This is a genomic window from Dactylosporangium thailandense (assembly GCF_059739745.1).
Genome location: NZ_AP029195.1, coordinates 6,924,145 through 6,940,866 on the forward strand (window position 1 = coordinate 6,924,145; position 16,722 = coordinate 6,940,866).

The following is a 16,722-nucleotide window of genomic DNA, read 5'->3' on the forward strand; positions in this document are numbered from 1 at the left end:
CGAGGGTGTATCCCGGGCCGGCGCACGTTCGCGCGTCCGATCTGTGCCACGCTTCAGCTGTCAGGCTTCACCGCGACCTAAGGACGCGCCGTGGGTGACACGTTGCTCCTCCCCCGCCTCGACGTGGGCGAGCTCCTGCAGCGGCTGACCGCGGAGGTCCGGGCCGGCCGCGAGCCCGCCGGCCGCCCCTACCGCCACGTCAACGGCTTCACGAAGATCGTCGCCGCGCAGTACCCCGACGGCAGCCGCCTCACCCTGCACTACTGGCCCGCCGACCCGGCCGAGCGCGAGCACGTCTCCCGCCCGCACGACCACCGCTTCCCCTTCCGCTCGATCCTCCTGGGCGGCCGCCAGCACTTCATCGAGCTGGCCGAGACCCGCTCGACGACCCCGTGGCGCCGCTTCACCTACCGCCCCTACCTCGGCGGGCGGATCGCGTACGTCTCCTTCACCGGCGATGTCGGCCTGGAGCCCTTCCGCACCGTGGAGCGCGCCCCGCTGCGGGGCCAGTACGAGACGACGGCGACGATCGTGCACCAGGCCGTGACGGACCGCACCCAGGCCTGCGCGACGCTGGTGCTGCGCGGTCCCCGGGAGAAACGCGAGTCGCAGGTGTACTACCGGCAGGACGAGCCGCCCCCTCGGGGTGGGGTGCAGCTGGGCCGCCGCCTGAGCCGGGCCGAGGTGGTGCGCCAGCTCGAGGACATAGCCGCGATGCTCTCCTGACCGCCACCACTCCTCCTGGTCTCCGCCCCACCTACCCGCCTCCGCTCTCCGCGCCCGCCACTCCCCGCCTCTACGCGACGCCTCTGCTACCGATGGTGACCGAGTGGTGATCGAATACGAGATCGATTAGGACGCGTCGGCTAAACTAAGCCTGAAAATATGGGAGCCGCCGCCGGGGTGGTGCACCGCGCGATCGATTCTTCCTCTCGCCCCGAGGGGGCACCGGGTTGCTGTCACCGAGGTTCGAGGAGGCGCTCACCTACGCCGCGCGCCGCCACGGTGCCCAGGTGCGGCACAACACCGGCACCCCGTACGTCTCGCACCTGCTCGCCACGTGCGCGATCGTGCTGGAGGAGGGCGGCGGCGAGACGGCCGCGATCGGCGCCCTGCTGCACGACGTGCTCGAGGACCAGCCCACGGGCCGCGGCGCGCTGCGGGCGGTGTTCGGCGACGAGGTGTACCGCATCGTGCACGACTGCACCGACGCCGACGCCGACGAGCGGCGCGCCCTCACCTGGTGGGAGCGCAAGCGCGAGCACCTCGGCCGCATGAGCTCGGAGGCCGGGGCCGAGTCGCTGCTCGTCATCGCGGCCGACAAGGTGTGCAGCCTGCAGTCCCTTGTGGACGATCTGCACCGGTTCGGGCCCGCGCTGTTCGCGCGGAGCACCCGCACGGCCGGGGAGCTGCTGTGGAACTACCGCGAGGTGCTCGGGGTGCTCGAAGGCAAGCTCGGGGACCGGCCCGTGGTGACCCGGCTGCGGCGGCTGGTGGGCGAGTTCGCCGCGGCCACCGGTGATCCGCAACCACCGGCCGCAACCGCCCCGTGACCGGCTGATCGACCTTGAGGATCTCGACGTCGGCGGCTTGGCCTGGGCGCTCGACGCGACCGATTACCACCCGCGCCGGAGCCCCCGACGACCTCCACGCCACCGACACGTCACGCGCGGCCGACTTCAGCACCGCGAGTGCCTGCCCGTCGAACTGGCCGCCGTCAGTCGGGCCGTCGGGTCAGCAGGTGCCCGGCCAGCATCCGGGAGCAGTTGACCCGCCAGCGATGGCGGCGACCGCGGCGGCGACCGACCCGTGTCGGGGTCGACGCGCCAGTCGATGAGCTCCTCGTGCCGGCTGCGCACGGCCGCGGGCACGACCCGGTCGCCGACGACGAACAGGCGCAGATCCACGCCGCGCTCGACGCGCTGCTGGAAGATCGCCAGTTCGAGCGTCTCGCCGGTCGCGAGGCCCTCGGTGAACTCGCGCGTCTCGCCCAGGTGGAACAGCAGCGGCGTCAGCGGCTTGAAGAACGTACGGTGGCCGGGCCGGGCCAGCTCGGCGCGTTGGTGACGAGCGTGCGCGGCACCCGCAGCCCGCTCGCCGCGGCGACGGCCAGCTGCCACGGCCTGCAGCCGGTGGCCGCGACCGCGCCGTGCAGGCCGTGCTGCCACTGGTGCCGCACGAACGTGACCAGGCGGTGATCGACCACGCGTGCGTCCACCTCGAGCAGGCCCGGGCGCCGCGACCACACCACGGTGCCGCCGTCGATCCGGTCCCCCTGCCGTGGTCAGGCCGGCCGGGCCCGGACGGTCATCGGTCGCGGAACGGCGCCAGCAACCCGCGGACCGAGTCCGTCGAGCCCCAGTCGTCGTCGAACATGGCGACGAGCGCGAGCAGCTGACGCAGGTGCAGCAGCGGCATGCGCTCGCGCCAGCCGGCGTCGAGGCCGGTGACCTCCGCGTAGACGGCGAAGAAGCGCTCGGCGGCCGGTGGGTGCGGCGAGCACCACAGGTGGCTCAGGTCCACCTCCGCCCAGGTATATGACACGGCGGGGTCGACCACGGCAGGCCGCCCGTCCTGGGTGGTCATGATGTTCTGCGCCCAGAAGTCGCCGTGTGTGAGGCTCGCCGGGCGCTCGGGCAGGAGTTCGGGCAGCCGGTCGCACAGCCGCTCGAGCGCCCGGCGGTCGGGCGCGCCGAGCTTGCCGCGAAGCCTCGGGTTCGGCAGCCACCGCAGCAGCCGATGGCGCGCGAAGAAGCTGTGGCCGTTGTCCTCCCAGGTGTTGACCTGCCGATGGGTGCCCAGCCAGCCGTTGCGATGCCAGCCGAAGCGCGGCGACGTCACCGCGTGCTGGCGGGCGAGGTCGTGCGCGAGCCGCTCCCATGTTCCGGCCTCGTCGCGCCGCGGCAGCAGGCGGCTCAGCACCAGCACGCCGCGGCCGACCGCCAGGACGTCCGGCGTGGCCGGCCCGGCCGCGCGGAGGGCCGCGAGCCCTTCGGCCTCGACCTCGAAGACGTCCTCGCCCGGCGGCTCGGCCAGCGTCTTGGCGAAGACCTCCCGCCCGGACCGGAGGCGTACGAGGGCCGACTCGGCCGCGAACCCGCCCGCGGCGCGCTCGACGGCGCAGACCTCGCCGAGGCCGGCGCCGGCCACCTGATCGCGCAGGAGGTCGATCGACATGCCTGACACGGTACGCGGCGGGGCGCAGTGGCCGGCCGGGCCACCATGGCTGCCGCCCGCCCGGCTCGGCACCGGTGGCGGGCCGCGCGGGCGCGCGAATTGGGCGAGATTCCGGTGATTGTCCGGCTTCGCGGGGACGTCGGGAACGTGGAGCGCCGTCACCGAAGTGATCGAGAACGGTGGACGAAGCGTGGCTGCGGTGACAAGATCGGCCGGTGCGGTTGGACCTGACCCCCCTGGCGAACTTCCACGGCGAGCTCCTCACCCCCTACGACCCCGCGTACGAGGGCGCCCGGGTGCTGTTCAACACCCGCGTGCGCACCCGGCCCGCGCTCATCGCGCGCTGCACCAGCGCCGAAGACGTGGCCGCCGCCATCAAGTACGCGCGCGACCAGAAGCTGCCGCTCTCCGTCCGCGGCGGCGGGCACCACGCCAGCGGGCTGTCCCTTGTGGAGGGTGGCGTCGTCGTCGACGTCGGCGGGATGGGGCAGATCGAGTTCGACGCGGCGGCGAGGACCGTCAAGGTCGGGCCGGGCGTGGGGTGGCGCGAGATCGACCGGGTCACCTACGCGGGGTACAGCGAGACCGGCGACGACGGCCTCGAGTACGGGCTGGCCGGGCCCGGCGGCGAGTGCCCCACGGTCAGCAACGCCGGCTACAGCCTCGGCGGCGGGTACGGGCCGCTCGGCCGCACGTACGGGCTCGGCTGCGACCACATCGTGGAGGTCGAGCTCGTCAACGCCGACGGCGAGCGGCTGACCGCGAACGAGCACGAGCACGCCGACCTGTTCTGGGCGCTGCGCGGCGCCGGCGGAGCCGGGTTCGGGGTCGTGACGAGCCTGACGTACCGGCTCAACCCGCTCCCCAAGACCGTCGTCGGCGGCATGGTCGCCTGGCCGTTCGAGCGGGCCAAGGAGGTCTTCGCCGCCTACCGCGACCTCTACAAGGACCGCGCCGACGACCGGCTCGCGCTCTGCCTGCTGCTGACCACCGAGCCGTACCCGGACGGCGAGCCCGTCATCGGGATGTACGGCATGTACGTCGGGCCGCCCGCCGAGGCCGAGGCCGCGTTCGCCCCCGTGCACGCGCTCGGGGAGCCGCTGTTCAGCTCCATCGGCGAGACCGGCTACCTCGACATGATGACGGTCATGGGCGAGGAGATCGTGTACGGCCTGCAGTCGAAGTGGCTCGGCGGGTACTTCCAGGAGGAAGGCTTCGACGAGGACGCCTTCGACGTGCTGATCGAGGGGTTCCGGCGCGCGCCGTCCGGGTTCTCCATGGTGCGCTTCGACCTGCTCGCGGGTGGCGCGATCGCCCGGGTTCCGGCCGACGCCACCGCGTTCGTGCACCGTGGCGCCCTGCACTATGTCTCCGTGATCGCGCAGTGGCCCGGCGACGAGGAGACGGACGCGAACGTCGCGTGGATCGACGACTTCCACGAGGCGCTGCTTCCCCATCTGACCGGCGAGGTGTACCAGAACTACGCCGACCGCGATCTGCGGGACTGGCCCGCGGCGTACTACGGCGCCAACTACCCGCGCCTGCAGGCGGTCAAGGCGGCGTACGACCCGCAGGACGTCTTCCACCACCCCCAGTCGATCCGGCTGTCCACTGTGGACTCCGGACACGACAGTTAACTGAAAAAGCTCTGGTTGACACCGTCCCGGCGGCGGGACGATGCTCGAAGGGAACGGCCCGGCAGCCGGGCGCGTGAGGCCTCGAGCCGAGCGCGGTTCGGACCGGCCGCCGGCCGGAAAGCCGCACCACCACCGGATCGCCGCGCTCCCTCGAGCGGCGGACCTCGCCGTGTTCGGACACGGACGACGGGCGGCCCCAGCGCGGGCCGCCCGTCTGTGTGTTCCGGGGACGAAAAGCTCAGTCCCGCAGCGAGCGCCCCGTCTTGGTGAGGAACACGTCGTCGAGGGTCGGGCGGTGCAGCTCGATCGTGGTCAGCGAGACCCCGCCGCCCTCGAGCGCCCGCATGATCTGCGGGATCGCGGTGTCGCCGGACTCGACGGTCAGCCGCAGCTCGCCGTCGTCGCGGACCTCCACGTCCCGGGCGAACGCCTGGGCCTTGAGCAGCGCCGCCGCCTCCTCGACGGCGTCGCCGACGCCGACGGTCACCACGTCGCCGGAGATCTCCCGCTTGAGCGCGTCCGGCGTGCCCTCGGCGACGACCTCGCCGTGGTCGATGATGGCGATGCGGTCGCAGAGGGCGTCGGCCTCGTCGAGGTAGTGCGTGGTGATGAAGACCGTCATGCCCTCCTCGCGCAGGCGGCGCACCTCGTCCCACATGTGGGCGCGGCTCTGCGGGTCGAGGCCGGTGGTCGGCTCGTCGAGGAAGAGCACCTGCGGGCGGTGGATGACGCCGAGCGCGATGTCGAGCCGGCGCCGCTGGCCGCCCGAGTAGGTCTTGCACTTGCGGTCGGCGAAGTCGGTCAGCTCGAAGGACTCGATGACCTCGGCGGCGCGCGTGGCGGCGGTGGAGCGGCTCATGCCGTACATCCGCGCCTGCAGGATCAGCTCCTCCCGCGCGGTGACGTCGTCGGAGGTGCTGCCGCCCTGCGCCACGAAGCCGATCGCGCGGCGGACGGCGGCCTGCTCGGTGCGCAGGTTCGCGCCGGCGATGGTGGCCTCGCCGTCGTCGAGCGGCAGCAGCGTGGCCAGCACCCGCAGGGTCGTGGTCTTGCCGGCGCCGTTCGGGCCGAGGAAGCCGAAGATCTCGCCCTCGGCGACGTCGAGGTCGATCCCCTTGACCGCCTCGACCTCGGTGGTCTGGCGCTTCGCCTTGGTCTTGTAGGACTTCTTGAGCCCCTTGGTCTTGATCATGACAATCTCCCGAGAGAACCGAGGCGGGCTACTTGACCGAGCGCGCGAAGAGGCTCGACGACCACACGATGGCGACGACGACGACCGCGCCGCAGAAGACGATGGAGCCCCAGACGTGGACGTCGCCGGGGTATCCGGCGTAGAGCTTGCGCATCCCGGTGACGGCCCAGTTGAACGGGTTGTAGTCGGCGACCGTCTTCAGCCACAGCGGCGCGAGCGTCAGCGGCAGCAGCGTGCCGGACAGCAGCATCAGCGGCTGGGCGACGTTGTTGATGACCTGGCCGAGCACGTTGGCGTTGTTCACCTTGATGGCGATGCCGTAGGAGATCGCGGCGGCCGCGAGGCTGATCAGGGCCAGGATGGCGTAGCCGAGCAGGATGTAGCCGACGTTGAGGATGAGCCCGAACGGCAGCGACAGCACGGTGATGATGACCGCCTGCACGAGGACCGTCACCACGTCGCGCAGGGCGCGGCCGAGCAGCAGCGCGACCCGGCTGACGGAGGTGACCCGCGCCCGCTCGATGCTGCCGTTGGCGAGGTCGCCGAGCAGCCCGAAGCCGACGTAGAGGCCGCCGCCGATGGCCAGCGCGACCAGCATGCCGGGCACGTAGACGCGGTAGGCGTCGAGCATCGTGGGGGCGTTCAGGGCCGGCTTGAGCAGCGGGGCGAACAGGATGAGGTACACCACCGGCTGCGCGATGCCGAGGACGACCCACAGCGGGGAGCGGAGCATGAGCAGCATGTTGCGCTGGAAGATGAGCCAGGTGTCGCGCAGTACTTTCACGGGGATCGCCTCAATCGTTGTGGTGTGCCTGAGCCAGTGCCTGGAGGATGTCGGCCGCCGCCTCGGCTCCCCCGCCGGCCAGCAGCCGGTCGCCCTCCGCCCGCGCGGCCGCGGCGAACGCCGGGTCGTCGAGCAGGTGCAGCAGGTGCCCGCGCAGCGCCTCGGGCCGGATGTGGTCGAAGGAGACCCGCACGCCGGCGCCGGCCGCCCGCACCGCTTCGGCGTTGAGCGCCTGATCGCCCTTGATCGGCGCGATGACGAGCGGGACGCCGTGCACCAGCGCCTCGGAGACCGTGTTGAGGCCGCCGTGCGCGACGACGGCGTGCAGGTGCGGCAGCAGGTCGAGCACCGGCACGCGGCGGCGGACGAGCACGTGGCCGGCGGGCTCGTCGAGCGTGCCGTCGGGCGCGACCACGATGGCCTGGAGCCGGTCGCCGAGCGGCGCGAGGGCCTCGGCGATGCGGCGGTAGAAGTCCTTGGCCAGGTCCATCGACAGGGTGCCCATGGTGACGAGCACGTGCTTGCGCCCGGGGTCCAGCCAGTCGAACGGAAAATCGGGGTCCGGCGCGCGCCCGGCGAGGGCCGGGCCGACGAGCCTCACCCCGGCAGCCGGCGCTCCGGCCAGGGCGCCCGCGGTGAAGGCGATCGTGCCGTGCGGGGAGAAGCGCAGGTCGTGCGGGGGCTCGCCGGGCTGCCCGGCGGCGGTCCAGGCCGCGGCGAGCTGCCCGAGGATCCACTCCTCGACCCGGGGCAGGCCGCGGCGCAAGGGCCGGGTCAGCTCCATCGTGGTCGGTGCGACGGAGACCCAGCGCAGGCCGTGCGCGTGCGCGGCGATGGCCCCGGCGATCGCGTGCTGGTCGACGACGAGCAGGTCGGGCCGGAACGCCTCGATCGCCGCGTCGACGCCCTTCCGGGTGCTCTTCGCGTGCGGGACGATGTAGCCCTCCCAGCGCGAGCGGGTCGCGTCGAGGCCGCGCTCGGCCTGGCCGCGGTGCGCGCGCAGCGGGATCGGGTGGATGTGCGCGGCGTCGCCGAGCAGCGGCCGCAGGAACGACTCCGAGCCGGCCCACAGCACCTCGTGGCCGCGCCGGGTCAGGGCGGCCGCGACCGCCGCCATCGGGTTGACGTGCCCGGTCAGGGGCAGGGACAAGAACAGGAGCTTCATGTCGTACCGCGGGTGCTGTCCACATAGGACACGACGTCGGCGACGCTCAGGCTCAGCAGCGCGTCGAGGTCGAGCCCGGCGACGAACCCGGCCAGGTCGACGGCCGGCCCGAACCGGGCCGCGAGGCCCTGCGCGAGCGCGGCCAGCTCGAGGCTGTCCAGGAACAGATCGCCGTCGAGCCGCGTCCCGGGGCCGATCCCGGCTGCCCACGCGGCGTCCTCCCCCGTCACCTCCCGCAGCAGGTGCGTGACCGCGAGCTGCGTCGGCGTGGACATGGTCAGTCCCCGGCCGGCTTCGTCGCGCGGACCGCGCCGTAGGTCATCGCGCCGGTGCTGAAGCCCTTGAGCATGAGCGGGCCGGCGTAGAAGAAGCCGAGCACGTCCACGCCCCGGTCGCGGGCCAGGTCGCGCATCATCGCCCGGCCGTTGTCCAGCTCCCGCACCTGGGCGAAGGTCGGCTCCCAGGAGTTGGCGACGTTCGCGCTCCAGTCCACACTGGACACGTCGGTGAACCCGGCCGCGGTGGCGAGCCGCTCGTGCTCCTCCAGCGACGAGAAGCTCGGCATCACCTGGTGGCGCAGGATCTGGTCGACGACGCGGTGCTCCTCGGCGTCGAGCTCCCCGTCGCGCACCGACCAGGTGGCGATGGCGAGGACCCCGCCCGGGCGCAGCAGCCGCATCGCCTCGGCGAAGAAGGCCACGCGGTCGGCGATGTGCATGAGGCTCTCCACGGCCCACAGCGCGTCGAAGGACGCGTCCGGGAAGCCGTTGTCGAGCGCGTCGCGCTGGTGGAAGCGGGCCCGCTCGCCGAGCCCGGCCGCGGCCGCCTTCTCGTTGGCGCGGGCCGCCTGCGCGGCGCTCAGCGTCACGCCCTCGACCGTGCAGCCGTGCGGGCCGGCGAGGTACAGCGCCGGGCCGCCGATGCCGCAGCCCACGTCGAGCACCCGCGCGCCGGCCGGGATGCCGGCGTACGACACCAGCTCGCGGACCAGCCGGTCGGTGGCGGCGTGGCGCTCGTCGTCGCTGCCGGGGCGCTCACCCGCGTCCCAGAAGCCGTGGTGCACGTGCTCGCCCCACAGGTCCTCGTACAGATCGAGGGTGGTGTCGTAATAGCGCTCGACCGCGGCGTTGAGCCCCGGGCCGGCGGGCGCGGACGGGTATGCGGAACCGGTATCGGCTTTCACAGTCGCAAATCTCCGAAACACTGTACCGGGAAAGTACGCGCTGAACCCCAATGTCGGCGCGAGCCCGGCCATTGTATGAACTTCGCGATGGCGCTTGTCAATGACCAGGAGTTTGCCGTGGAACTTCCACAAACGCGCGTATGCGGGCCATCGGGATACCTGTCCAGGCCATATATCCGCGATGGCCCGAATGAACGCGCGTTCATGTCCGCATTAACTGACGAAACACCTCGGCTCGACCCGAAGCGGGCGCACATGGGGGCGAATGTCCGAATCCCCGGCGTGCCCGCGCGGCGGGCACCCGCGCTGACCAGCGGCGTCGCAAGAATGCCGATCGTAACGATCCAAACGAGTTTTCCCGGGAGGTGGTGTGACAGATCGGACATCCCGTCACATGCTCAGGCTGCACACTCTTGTCAAACGACTTCGATTGCGTAAGGTCTATCCCTAGTCGAGGTGCCCATTCATTGTGCAATGCGGCGGGCACTTGAGTTCGGACAACGATGACGGACGTCAGGCGCCACTTGCCCTCGACCTCTTCGCAGTGTGTTCATCCCGGGATGCGCACGCTGATCGGCGGCCAATGCGGGCCGGCCCGGTCAGCGGCTCAACCCTGCGCGCGGTGTGCCCGAGCGGCCCCGGCGCACCGCCCGCCGGCATTTCCGGCGCCGCGGTGCCCCCGGCCGCCGATCCGTCGTGCCGAAACGAACAAGAAGGGGGTGCCGCGGTGACCGCACCGGCCCTCGACCCGAGCTGGGTCGACGACGTGCTGCTGGCCGGCGGGCCCGGACGCCCGGACGCCGCCCCCGCCCTGGTCCTCGACGCCCCGGTGACCCGCGCCGAGCTGCGCCGCCTCGTCGAGCAGCGCCAGGCGGTGCTGGCCGCGGCCGGCATCGGCGCGAGCGGCCCCGGCGACTCGGTGGCGATCTGCCTCGCCCCGTCGCTCGCCTTCGTCGCGAACCTGCTGGCCTGCTGGCGCCTGGGCGCCCGGGCGGCCCTGCTGGACCACCGGCTCACCCCGTTCGAGATCGACGCCGCCCTGCAGCGGCTGGCCCCGCAGGCGGTCGTGTCCGCCAAGCACGCCACCGGCGGCCCGCTGCGCGGCTTCCAGGACGTGCAGGAGCGCGTCGCCACCTACCCGGGCCGCCCGTCCGAGACCCCGCACGCGCTGGTCCAGCTCAGCTCCGGCTCGACCGGGCCGTCGAAGGTCATCGCGCGCACCGCCGCCAACCTCGTCGAGGAGCTGGAGCGCTACGTGGCCATCGGGGCCGGCGTGCCCCAGCCCGGCGAGCGCATCGTGTGCCTGGCCTCGATGGTCCACGTGCTCGGCCTCGTCGGCGGCCTGCTCTACGGGCTGCACGCCGGCGCCCAGGTGATCGTGCCGGCCCGGATGACCGCGGACGGCATCCTCGCCGCGGTCGCCGCCGGCCCCGAGCCCACCACGCTGCTGGGCGTGCCCTTCCACATCGAGCTGCTGTCCTCCGGGCCGACGCCGCCGCGCCTGCCCCAGCTGACCGGGATGACCACCGGCGGCGAGCTCGTGCGGGCCGGCGTGCACGACACGTTCACGGAGCGCTTCGGCGTCCGCCTCGGCAACATGTACGGCATGACCGAGGTCGGCGTCATCGCCACCGACCTCTTCGGCGAGCACCGCCCGGCCCTGACCCCGGCGCCCGGCCTGCGGGTGCGGGAGGAGCACGGCGAGCTGCTCGTGTCGCTGGCCGAGTCGCCGTACCTGGGCCTGTCCGACCCGGCCCGCTGGGCGGACGGCTGGCTGCACACCCGCGACGCCGGCACCGTGGACCCCGCCACCGGACGCTTCCGCATCCAGGGCCGCAACGACTCGCAGGTCTCCGTCGGCGGGCTGAAGGTCGACCTCACCGAGGTCGAGCACACCCTCGCCGCGCTGCCCGGCGTCGTCTCCGCCGTCGTCACCCACGACCAGGCCATCGAGGCGTACGTGATGCTGCGCGAGGACGCCACCGCCGAGCAGGTCCAGGCCGAGCTCGCCCGGCGTCTGGCCGCCTTCAAGCGCCCGCGGGTGCTGCGCGTCGTGCAGCAGCTGCCCCGCACGGCCACCGGCAAGCTCGTCCGCGACCGCGCCCTGCTGGTCGCGGCGTCCGTGAAGGAAGGAAACACCGAGGCATGAGCGACGACACCGCCACCGAGATCCGGCAGTTCCTGCTGGACTCGCTGACCGAGATGAACTACAGCACCGACGACATCGACGACGACACCGCGCTCGGCCCGGCCGGCGCCGACCTCGAGTCGCTGTCGCTCGCCGAGCTCGCGGTGCGCGTCGAGGACCGCTTCGGGGTCCGCTTCGACGACGACGAGGCCGAGAAGCTCGCGAGCATGACCGTCGGCGAGTTCATCGCCGCCGTCGCCGAGCGCCGGGCCCCCGCGGCCGCGGGCAGCTGACGGTGGCACCTTCGGCACCGTCCCGCGACCAGGTCGTCGCGATGCTGGCCACCTACGGCGACCGGCGCCGCGAGGACGTCGCGGAAGGGATCGACTCCCTCGAGCTGGCCTGGCTGATCCACCAGCTCGAGCAGCACTACGGCACCGTGCTGGACCTCTCCGACGAGGAGCTGGCCCGCATGTCCACCGTGGACGGTGCCGTCGCGGTCCTGGCGGAGTTACAGGCCGAGACGGGCGCCCGGTGACGTTGTGAACAGCAAGGGCAAGACGGACGTGCTGATCACCGGCCTGGCCGTGCTCAGCGCGTTCGGCCGGGGCATGGGCGCGCTCGCCGCCGGCCTGGACGCCGGCCGGCCGGCGTTCGCGCCCGTCACCCGCTTCGACGTCGCCGGGCGCCGGGTCGGCGTCGCGGCCACGCTGCCGGGCGACCCCGACCTCGACGACGAGCTGTGGTGGCTGGTCGACGAGGCCTGCGACGAGGCGAAGCTGGGCACCGCCGAGCGGGCCGCCGCGCCGCTGTTCCTGGCGGTGCACGGCGACCCTCGGCTGGCCCGCTCGGCCCCGGCGGAGCGGCCCCGCCACGGCGGCAGCGCGTTCGCGGACGGCCTCGCGCGCAACACCGGGCTCGGCCCGTCCCGCGCCTACACCTCCGCGTGCGTCGCGGCGAGCACCGCGATCGCGGACGCCGCCGGGATCATCGCGCGCGGCGAGGCGGACCGGGTCGTGGTCGCCGGCGGGTACCTCGTCGAGCCCGACCAGTACGCTCTCTTCGACGCCGGCCGCGCCTTCGCCGCCGACGGGCAGGTCCGCCCGTTCAGCGCCGGCCGCCGCGGCCTGCTGCTCGGCGACGGGGCCGGCGCCGTGGTGCTGGAGTCCGCGGCCGCGGCCGGCGAGCGCGGCATCGAGCCCCTCGCCCGCCTGGCCGGCTGGGGCCGCGCCGGGGACGCGCACCACCCGTGCCAGCCGCATCCGCAGGGCCGCGGGCTCGCCCGGGCCATCGCGGGCGCCCTGCGCCGGGCCGGGGCCGAGCCCGGCGAGGTCGGCTACGTCAACGCGCACGGCTCCGGCACCGCGCAGAGCGACGCGGCGGAGACCCTCGCGCTGCGCGCCGCCCTGGGCGAGCACGCCGCGACGGTGCCGGTGTCGTCGACCAAGGCGCTGCACGGGCAGGCCCTGGAGGCCTCCGGCGTGCTCGAGCTCGCGGTGACCCTGCACGCGCTGCGCGGCGGGCTGCTGCCGGTCAACGCGGGCTACCTGGAGCCCGACGAGGACTGCGCGCTCGAGCTCGTGCTCGGCGCGCCGCGCCCGGCCGGGCCCGGCTACGCGCTCAGCCTGAATGCCGCCTTCGGCGGCGCCAACACCGCGCTGCTGTTGGGCGCGGCATGAGTGGCTTAACACTCACCGTCCTCACGTCGGCCGAGTGGCCCCGCGATGTGGAGCCGCCGAAGCTGGCCGGGTTCGTGCACTCGGACTTCAACCCGCTCATCGCCGCCGTCGCCGGGCGTTGCCTGGAAGCGGCCCCCGGCCCGGAGCCGGAGACCGCGGTGATGCTGGTGACCGACGAGGGCGACATCGCCAGCGCCGAGCACGTGGCCAAGGCGGTCGACGCCGGCACCCGGATCGGGCCGCTGTTCTTCTTCCAGTCGGTCCCCAACGCCGTGCTCGGCCACGTCGCCGCCAAGTGGGGGCTGACCGGCCCGGTGAGCTGCCTGTGCGACACCGCATCGGCGCTCGATTCGGCCCGGGGCCTGCTGGCCGACGAGGACGCCCGAAGGGTGCTGCTCATCGACGTCACCGCGGACCCCGTCACCGCAGTGCTGCTCTCGGAAGGAACAACATGAGCGCGCGCCACGCCGCCGTCACCGGCATCGGACTCGTCACGCCCGTCGGCGGTACGGCCGCCGAGGTCTTCGACGCGATGTGCGAGGGCCGTTCGGGGCTGTCCCGCCCGCCGCAGGACCATCCGCTGGCCGGCTCCGTGGACGTGGCCGCGTTCGGCCCCGCGATCGACCCGCTGTCGGTGCTGCCCGGCCCGGACGCGCGGCTCGTCGACCGGTACATCGTGATGGCCCTCGCCGCCGCGGAGGCCGCGCTCGCCGACGCCGGGATCGTCGCCGGGCGCGACGTCGACCCCTACCGGGTGGCCGTCATCCTCTCCGGCACCGGGGGCCTGGCGACCCTCGACGCGCAGGCCGTGCAGCGCGACCGGCGCGGGCGGGCCGGGGTGAGCCCGTACCTGCTGCCCGGGATGCTGCCGAACATGGGCGCGGCCCGGGTGGCGATGAAGTACGGCCTCATGGGTTTCAGCTCCTCGGTCGGCACCGCGTGCGCCGCCGGTGCCCAGTCCATCGGCGAGGGCCTGCGGCTGCTGCGCGCCGGCGAGGCCGACGTCGTCGTCTGCGGCTGCAGCGAGGCCCCGCTGTTCCCGACCCTGGCCGACACCTTCGGCAACGCCCGCGCCCTGGCCCGCGGCTGGGCCGACCCGGCCGAGGCGAGCCGCCCGTTCGACCGGCGCCGCAACGGCCTCGTGCTGGGCGAGGGCGCCGGGGTCATGATCCTGGAGCGCCCCGAGCACGCCGACGCCCGCCGCGCCGCCCGCCACGCCGACCTGCTCGGCTGGGGCGCGACAAACGACGCGCACCACCCGACGACGCCGCGCCCCGACGGCACGGCCGCGGCCGAGTGCATGCGCCGCGCCGTCGCGGACGCCGGGCTCTCCCCCACCGACATCGGGTACGTCAACGCCCACGGCACCTCGACGAAGCTCGGCGACGTCGCCGAGTCCCTCGCGATCCGCGCCGTGTTCGGCCCGCACACCCCGCCGGTCAGCTCCACCAAGGGCGTCACCGGGCACATGCTCGGCGCCTCCGGGGTGGCCGAGGCGGCGGTGACGGTGGAGGCCCTGCGCCGCGGCGTGCTGCCGCCGACGCACAACCTCGACGAGCCCGATCCGGCCTGCGACCTGGACCACCTGCGCGCACCCCGCACGGCGCCGGTGACCCATGCGCTGTCCAACTCCTTCGGCTTCGGCGGCCACAACGTGAGCCTCGTGTTCGCCCCGCCCGGCACCCAGCCGACGACCGAGTGGACGAAGGCCTGACCCGCCCCGAAACCCGAAAGGGACCCGCAAATGGATATCCAGGACACCGACCACGTCGAACTGTACGTGGGCGACGCGCGCGCGGCGGCGGCACAGCTCTGCGCGCAGTACGGCTTCCGCGTCTACGGGCAGGGCGGCCCGGAGACCGGTCTGACCGGCCAGCGCAGCGTGCTGCTCGGGCAGCGCGACATCCGGATCCTGCTCACGTCCGGGCTCTCCGGCGGCCACCGGGCCAGCCGGTACGTGGCCCAGCACGGCGACGGCGTGGCGATCGTCGCGTTCGGGTGCTCCGACGCCCGGGCGGCCTTCGCGGAGGCGGTCGCCGCGGGCGCCACCCCGATCGAGGAGCCCCGGACCGTCTCGCACGGCGGCTCGACGGTGGTGATCGCGGAGGTGTCCGGCTTCGGCGACGTGACGCACCGGCTGATCCAGCGCGACCGCACCGACCCGCAGTTCCTGCCGGGCCTGATCGACATGCCGGCCGGTGCGACCGTGCCGGCCGACGGTGACCTGCTGCACGAGATCGACCACGCGGCCGTGTGCCTGCCGGCCGGCGAGCTCGACAGCACCGTCGCCTACTACGAGCGCGTCTTCGGCTTCGCGATGATCTTCCAGGAGTACATCGAGGTCGGCGAGCAGGGCATGCAGTCCAAGGTGGTGCAGAGCCCGTCCGGCGGGGTGACCTTCACGCTCATCCAGCCCGACATCAGCCGCCGCGCCGGGCAGATCGACGACTTCCTGGCCTGGCACGAGGGCGCCGGGGTGCAGCACCTCGCCCTGAGCACCCACGACATCGTCGGCGCGGTGCGCGCGCTGGGCGAGCGGGGCGTCGAGTTCGCCCAGACGCCGGGCAGCTACTACGACATGCTCGCGGCGCGCCTCGGCGAGACCGACGTCCCCGTCGAGGACCTGCGGCCGCTGGGCATCCTCGTCGACCGCGACCACTGGGGCCAGATGTACCAGATCTTCGCGAAGTCGACGCACATCCGGCGCACGTACTTCAACGAGCTCATCGACCGCCACGGCGCGCGGACGTTCGGCACGAGCAACATCCCCGCGCTGTACGCGGCGAAGGAGCGCGAGCTGGCGGCGGTCCGCGATACCACTGCCTCGGAAAGGACCGTCCTGTGACCGTTTCCATCGAACGCGACTTCGCGCTCTCGGCGGAGGACCTCGCGCTGCTGCCGACCGACGAGGAGGTCCTGCAGTACGCGCGCAGCGGGTGGTACCTCACCCGCAAGCTGTTCACCGACGACGAGGTGGACGAGCTCGTCGCGGCCAGCGAGCGGTTCTACGCGGGCGACCGCGCGCGGACCCTGCCCGTGCGCCCGCCCCGGCTGGCCTACTGGACGCCCGAGCAGGGCCCGGTGCAGCGGCACAACGACTACGTCCACTACGAGAGCGACGACATCGCGCGCATCCTGCGCAAGCCGATCCTCGGCGCGGTCGCGGCCCGGCTCGCCCAGGCCGACGAGATCCGGATCTTCCAGTCGACGCTCATCTACAAGCCGCCGATCGCCGGGGAGCCCTCCAACGTCGTGCCGTGGCACTTCGACCGCCACTACTGGCAGTCGTGCACGTCCGACGACATGCTCACCGCGTTCATCCCGTTCCACGACTGCGGCGTCGAGATGGGCACCATCACGATGGTCGACGGCAGCCACCGCTGGGACGAGATCGGCGCCGACGACTCGACCACGAAGCACTTCGCCGACCGCGACAACGACGACCTCGAGAAGATGCTGGAGCGCAACGCGGCGCACAACGGGGCCGAGGTCCGCAAGGTGCCGATGGTCATCCCCAAGGGGCACATGAGCTTCCACCACTGCCGCACCTACCACGGCAGCGGCGCGAACGTGAGCGGGAGCCCGCGGCGGGCGATCTCGTTCCACCTGCAGCCCGGCTCGAACGAGTACCGCGCCTTCCAGCTCTCCAGCGGCGACGTCGTGCAGTACAACCACGACGTCCTGGTCCGCCGTACCGCCGACGGCCGGCCCGACTACGCGGACCCGGAGTTCTGCCCGGTCCTGTGGCGAAACGCCTGAATCCCCTGAAGGAGATCG

At 73.2% G+C, this 16,722-nt stretch carries 18 protein-coding genes; 12 read left to right on the forward strand and 6 right to left on the reverse strand.

Features of this window, described 5'->3' with window-relative positions:
* The first annotated feature begins 90 nt into the window (after window positions 1–90).
* The 3 genes from AC6JBM_RS30610 (at window position 91) to AC6JBM_RS30620 (ending at window position 2,198) form a co-directional block, all read left to right on the forward strand.
* Complete coding sequence (locus tag AC6JBM_RS30610; protein ID WP_497977499.1) at window positions 91–726, forward strand: hypothetical protein; 636 nt, start codon at window positions 91–93, stop codon at window positions 724–726.
* 227 nt (window positions 727–953) lie between these two features.
* Complete coding sequence (locus AC6JBM_RS30615) at window positions 954–1,553, forward strand: HD domain-containing protein (protein ID WP_497977500.1); 600 nt, start codon at window positions 954–956, stop codon at window positions 1,551–1,553.
* A gap of 291 nt (window positions 1,554–1,844) precedes the next feature.
* Window positions 1,845–2,198: a hypothetical protein gene (locus AC6JBM_RS30620; protein ID WP_497977501.1), complete on the forward strand. Its 354-nt coding sequence runs from the start codon at window positions 1,845–1,847 to the stop codon at window positions 2,196–2,198.
* Window positions 2,199–2,307: 109 nt separating this feature from the next.
* Here AC6JBM_RS30620 and AC6JBM_RS30625 read toward each other — a convergent pair whose 3' ends face one another.
* Complete coding sequence (locus AC6JBM_RS30625; RefSeq protein WP_497977502.1) at window positions 2,308–3,177, reverse strand: fructosamine kinase family protein; 870 nt, start codon at window positions 3,175–3,177, stop codon at window positions 2,308–2,310.
* Between the two features lie 215 nt (window positions 3,178–3,392).
* Here AC6JBM_RS30625 and AC6JBM_RS30630 point away from each other — a divergent pair, with 215 nt between their 5' ends.
* Window positions 3,393–4,814, forward strand: a complete 1,422-nt coding sequence (locus tag AC6JBM_RS30630; protein WP_497977503.1) for an FAD-binding oxidoreductase — start codon at window positions 3,393–3,395, stop codon at window positions 4,812–4,814.
* Between the two features lie 238 nt (window positions 4,815–5,052).
* Here AC6JBM_RS30630 and AC6JBM_RS30635 read toward each other — a convergent pair whose 3' ends face one another.
* Genes AC6JBM_RS30635 through AC6JBM_RS30655 form a run of 5 tightly spaced genes read right to left on the reverse strand, consistent with a single transcriptional unit; the run spans window position 5,053 to window position 9,138 of the window.
* On the reverse strand, window positions 5,053–6,006 hold the full coding sequence (locus AC6JBM_RS30635) for an ATP-binding cassette domain-containing protein (protein ID WP_497977504.1): 954 nt from the start codon (window positions 6,004–6,006) through the stop codon (window positions 5,053–5,055).
* Between the two features lie 28 nt (window positions 6,007–6,034).
* Entirely contained in the window at window positions 6,035–6,790 is a 756-nt protein-coding gene (locus tag AC6JBM_RS30640) for an ABC transporter permease (protein WP_350609205.1), read from the reverse strand.
* Between the two features lie 10 nt (window positions 6,791–6,800).
* Window positions 6,801–7,955: a glycosyltransferase gene (locus AC6JBM_RS30645; protein ID WP_497977505.1), complete on the reverse strand. Its 1,155-nt coding sequence runs from the start codon at window positions 7,953–7,955 to the stop codon at window positions 6,801–6,803.
* A complete protein-coding gene (locus AC6JBM_RS30650) occupies window positions 7,952–8,230 on the reverse strand; it encodes a hypothetical protein (protein ID WP_497977506.1) in 279 nt (92 codons plus the stop codon). The genes AC6JBM_RS30645 and AC6JBM_RS30650 overlap by 4 nt, the downstream gene beginning before the upstream one ends.
* A gap of 2 nt (window positions 8,231–8,232) precedes the next feature.
* The gene (locus AC6JBM_RS30655) at window positions 8,233–9,138 is read right to left on the reverse strand and encodes a methyltransferase domain-containing protein (protein WP_497977507.1); all 906 of its coding nucleotides are present in this window, start codon (window positions 9,136–9,138) and stop codon (window positions 8,233–8,235) included.
* Between the two features lie 727 nt (window positions 9,139–9,865).
* Between AC6JBM_RS30655 and AC6JBM_RS30660 the strand changes: the two genes are divergently transcribed.
* The 8 genes from AC6JBM_RS30660 (at window position 9,866) to AC6JBM_RS30695 (ending at window position 16,704) form a co-directional block, all read left to right on the forward strand.
* The gene (locus AC6JBM_RS30660; protein ID WP_497977508.1) at window positions 9,866–11,287 is read left to right on the forward strand and encodes a class I adenylate-forming enzyme family protein; all 1,422 of its coding nucleotides are present in this window, start codon (window positions 9,866–9,868) and stop codon (window positions 11,285–11,287) included.
* Entirely contained in the window at window positions 11,284–11,559 is a 276-nt protein-coding gene (locus AC6JBM_RS30665; protein ID WP_350609195.1) for an acyl carrier protein, read from the forward strand. The genes AC6JBM_RS30660 and AC6JBM_RS30665 overlap by 4 nt, the downstream gene beginning before the upstream one ends.
* Window positions 11,560–11,561: 2 nt before the next feature.
* Window positions 11,562–11,804 carry a hypothetical protein gene (locus AC6JBM_RS30670; RefSeq protein ID WP_497977509.1) on the forward strand — a complete coding sequence of 81 codons (243 nt, stop codon included), beginning with the start codon at window positions 11,562–11,564 and terminating at the stop codon, window positions 11,802–11,804.
* A gap of 73 nt (window positions 11,805–11,877) precedes the next feature.
* Entirely contained in the window at window positions 11,878–12,945 is a 1,068-nt protein-coding gene (locus AC6JBM_RS30675) for a beta-ketoacyl-[acyl-carrier-protein] synthase family protein (RefSeq protein ID WP_497986554.1), read from the forward strand.
* On the forward strand, window positions 12,942–13,400 hold the full coding sequence (locus tag AC6JBM_RS30680; RefSeq protein WP_497977510.1) for a beta-ketoacyl synthase chain length factor: 459 nt from the start codon (window positions 12,942–12,944) through the stop codon (window positions 13,398–13,400). The genes AC6JBM_RS30675 and AC6JBM_RS30680 overlap by 4 nt, the downstream gene beginning before the upstream one ends.
* Window positions 13,397–14,659, forward strand: a complete 1,263-nt coding sequence (locus tag AC6JBM_RS30685) for a beta-ketoacyl-[acyl-carrier-protein] synthase family protein (RefSeq protein WP_350609191.1) — start codon at window positions 13,397–13,399, stop codon at window positions 14,657–14,659. The genes AC6JBM_RS30680 and AC6JBM_RS30685 overlap by 4 nt, the downstream gene beginning before the upstream one ends.
* A gap of 30 nt (window positions 14,660–14,689) precedes the next feature.
* Window positions 14,690–15,790 (forward strand): 4-hydroxyphenylpyruvate dioxygenase, encoded by a 1,101-nt coding sequence (gene hppD, locus AC6JBM_RS30690; RefSeq protein WP_497977511.1) that lies wholly within the window; start codon window positions 14,690–14,692, stop codon window positions 15,788–15,790.
* Window positions 15,787–16,704 (forward strand): phytanoyl-CoA dioxygenase family protein, encoded by a 918-nt coding sequence (locus AC6JBM_RS30695; protein WP_497977512.1) that lies wholly within the window; start codon window positions 15,787–15,789, stop codon window positions 16,702–16,704. The genes hppD and AC6JBM_RS30695 overlap by 4 nt, the downstream gene beginning before the upstream one ends.
* Window positions 16,705–16,722: the final 18 nt, after the last annotated feature.

Bases quoted from the DNA above. Each gene is read 5' to 3' on its own strand.
- AC6JBM_RS30635 (WP_497977504.1), bottom strand. From the start codon at position 6,006: ATGATCAAGACCAAGGGGCTCAAGAAGTCCTACAAGACCAAGGCGAAG.
- hppD (WP_497977511.1), top strand. From the start codon at position 14,690: ATGGATATCCAGGACACCGACCACGTCGAACTGTACGTGGGCGACGCG.
- AC6JBM_RS30680 (WP_497977510.1), top strand. From the start codon at position 12,942: ATGAGTGGCTTAACACTCACCGTCCTCACGTCGGCCGAGTGGCCCCGC.
- AC6JBM_RS30645 (WP_497977505.1), bottom strand. From the start codon at position 7,955: ATGAAGCTCCTGTTCTTGTCCCTGCCCCTGACCGGGCACGTCAACCCG.
- AC6JBM_RS30650 (WP_497977506.1), bottom strand. From the start codon at position 8,230: ATGTCCACGCCGACGCAGCTCGCGGTCACGCACCTGCTGCGGGAGGTG.
- AC6JBM_RS30675 (WP_497986554.1), top strand. From the start codon at position 11,878: ATGGGCGCGCTCGCCGCCGGCCTGGACGCCGGCCGGCCGGCGTTCGCG.
- AC6JBM_RS30665 (WP_350609195.1), top strand. From the start codon at position 11,284: ATGAGCGACGACACCGCCACCGAGATCCGGCAGTTCCTGCTGGACTCG.
- AC6JBM_RS30625 (WP_497977502.1), bottom strand. From the start codon at position 3,177: ATGTCGATCGACCTCCTGCGCGATCAGGTGGCCGGCGCCGGCCTCGGC.
- AC6JBM_RS30685 (WP_350609191.1), top strand. From the start codon at position 13,397: ATGAGCGCGCGCCACGCCGCCGTCACCGGCATCGGACTCGTCACGCCC.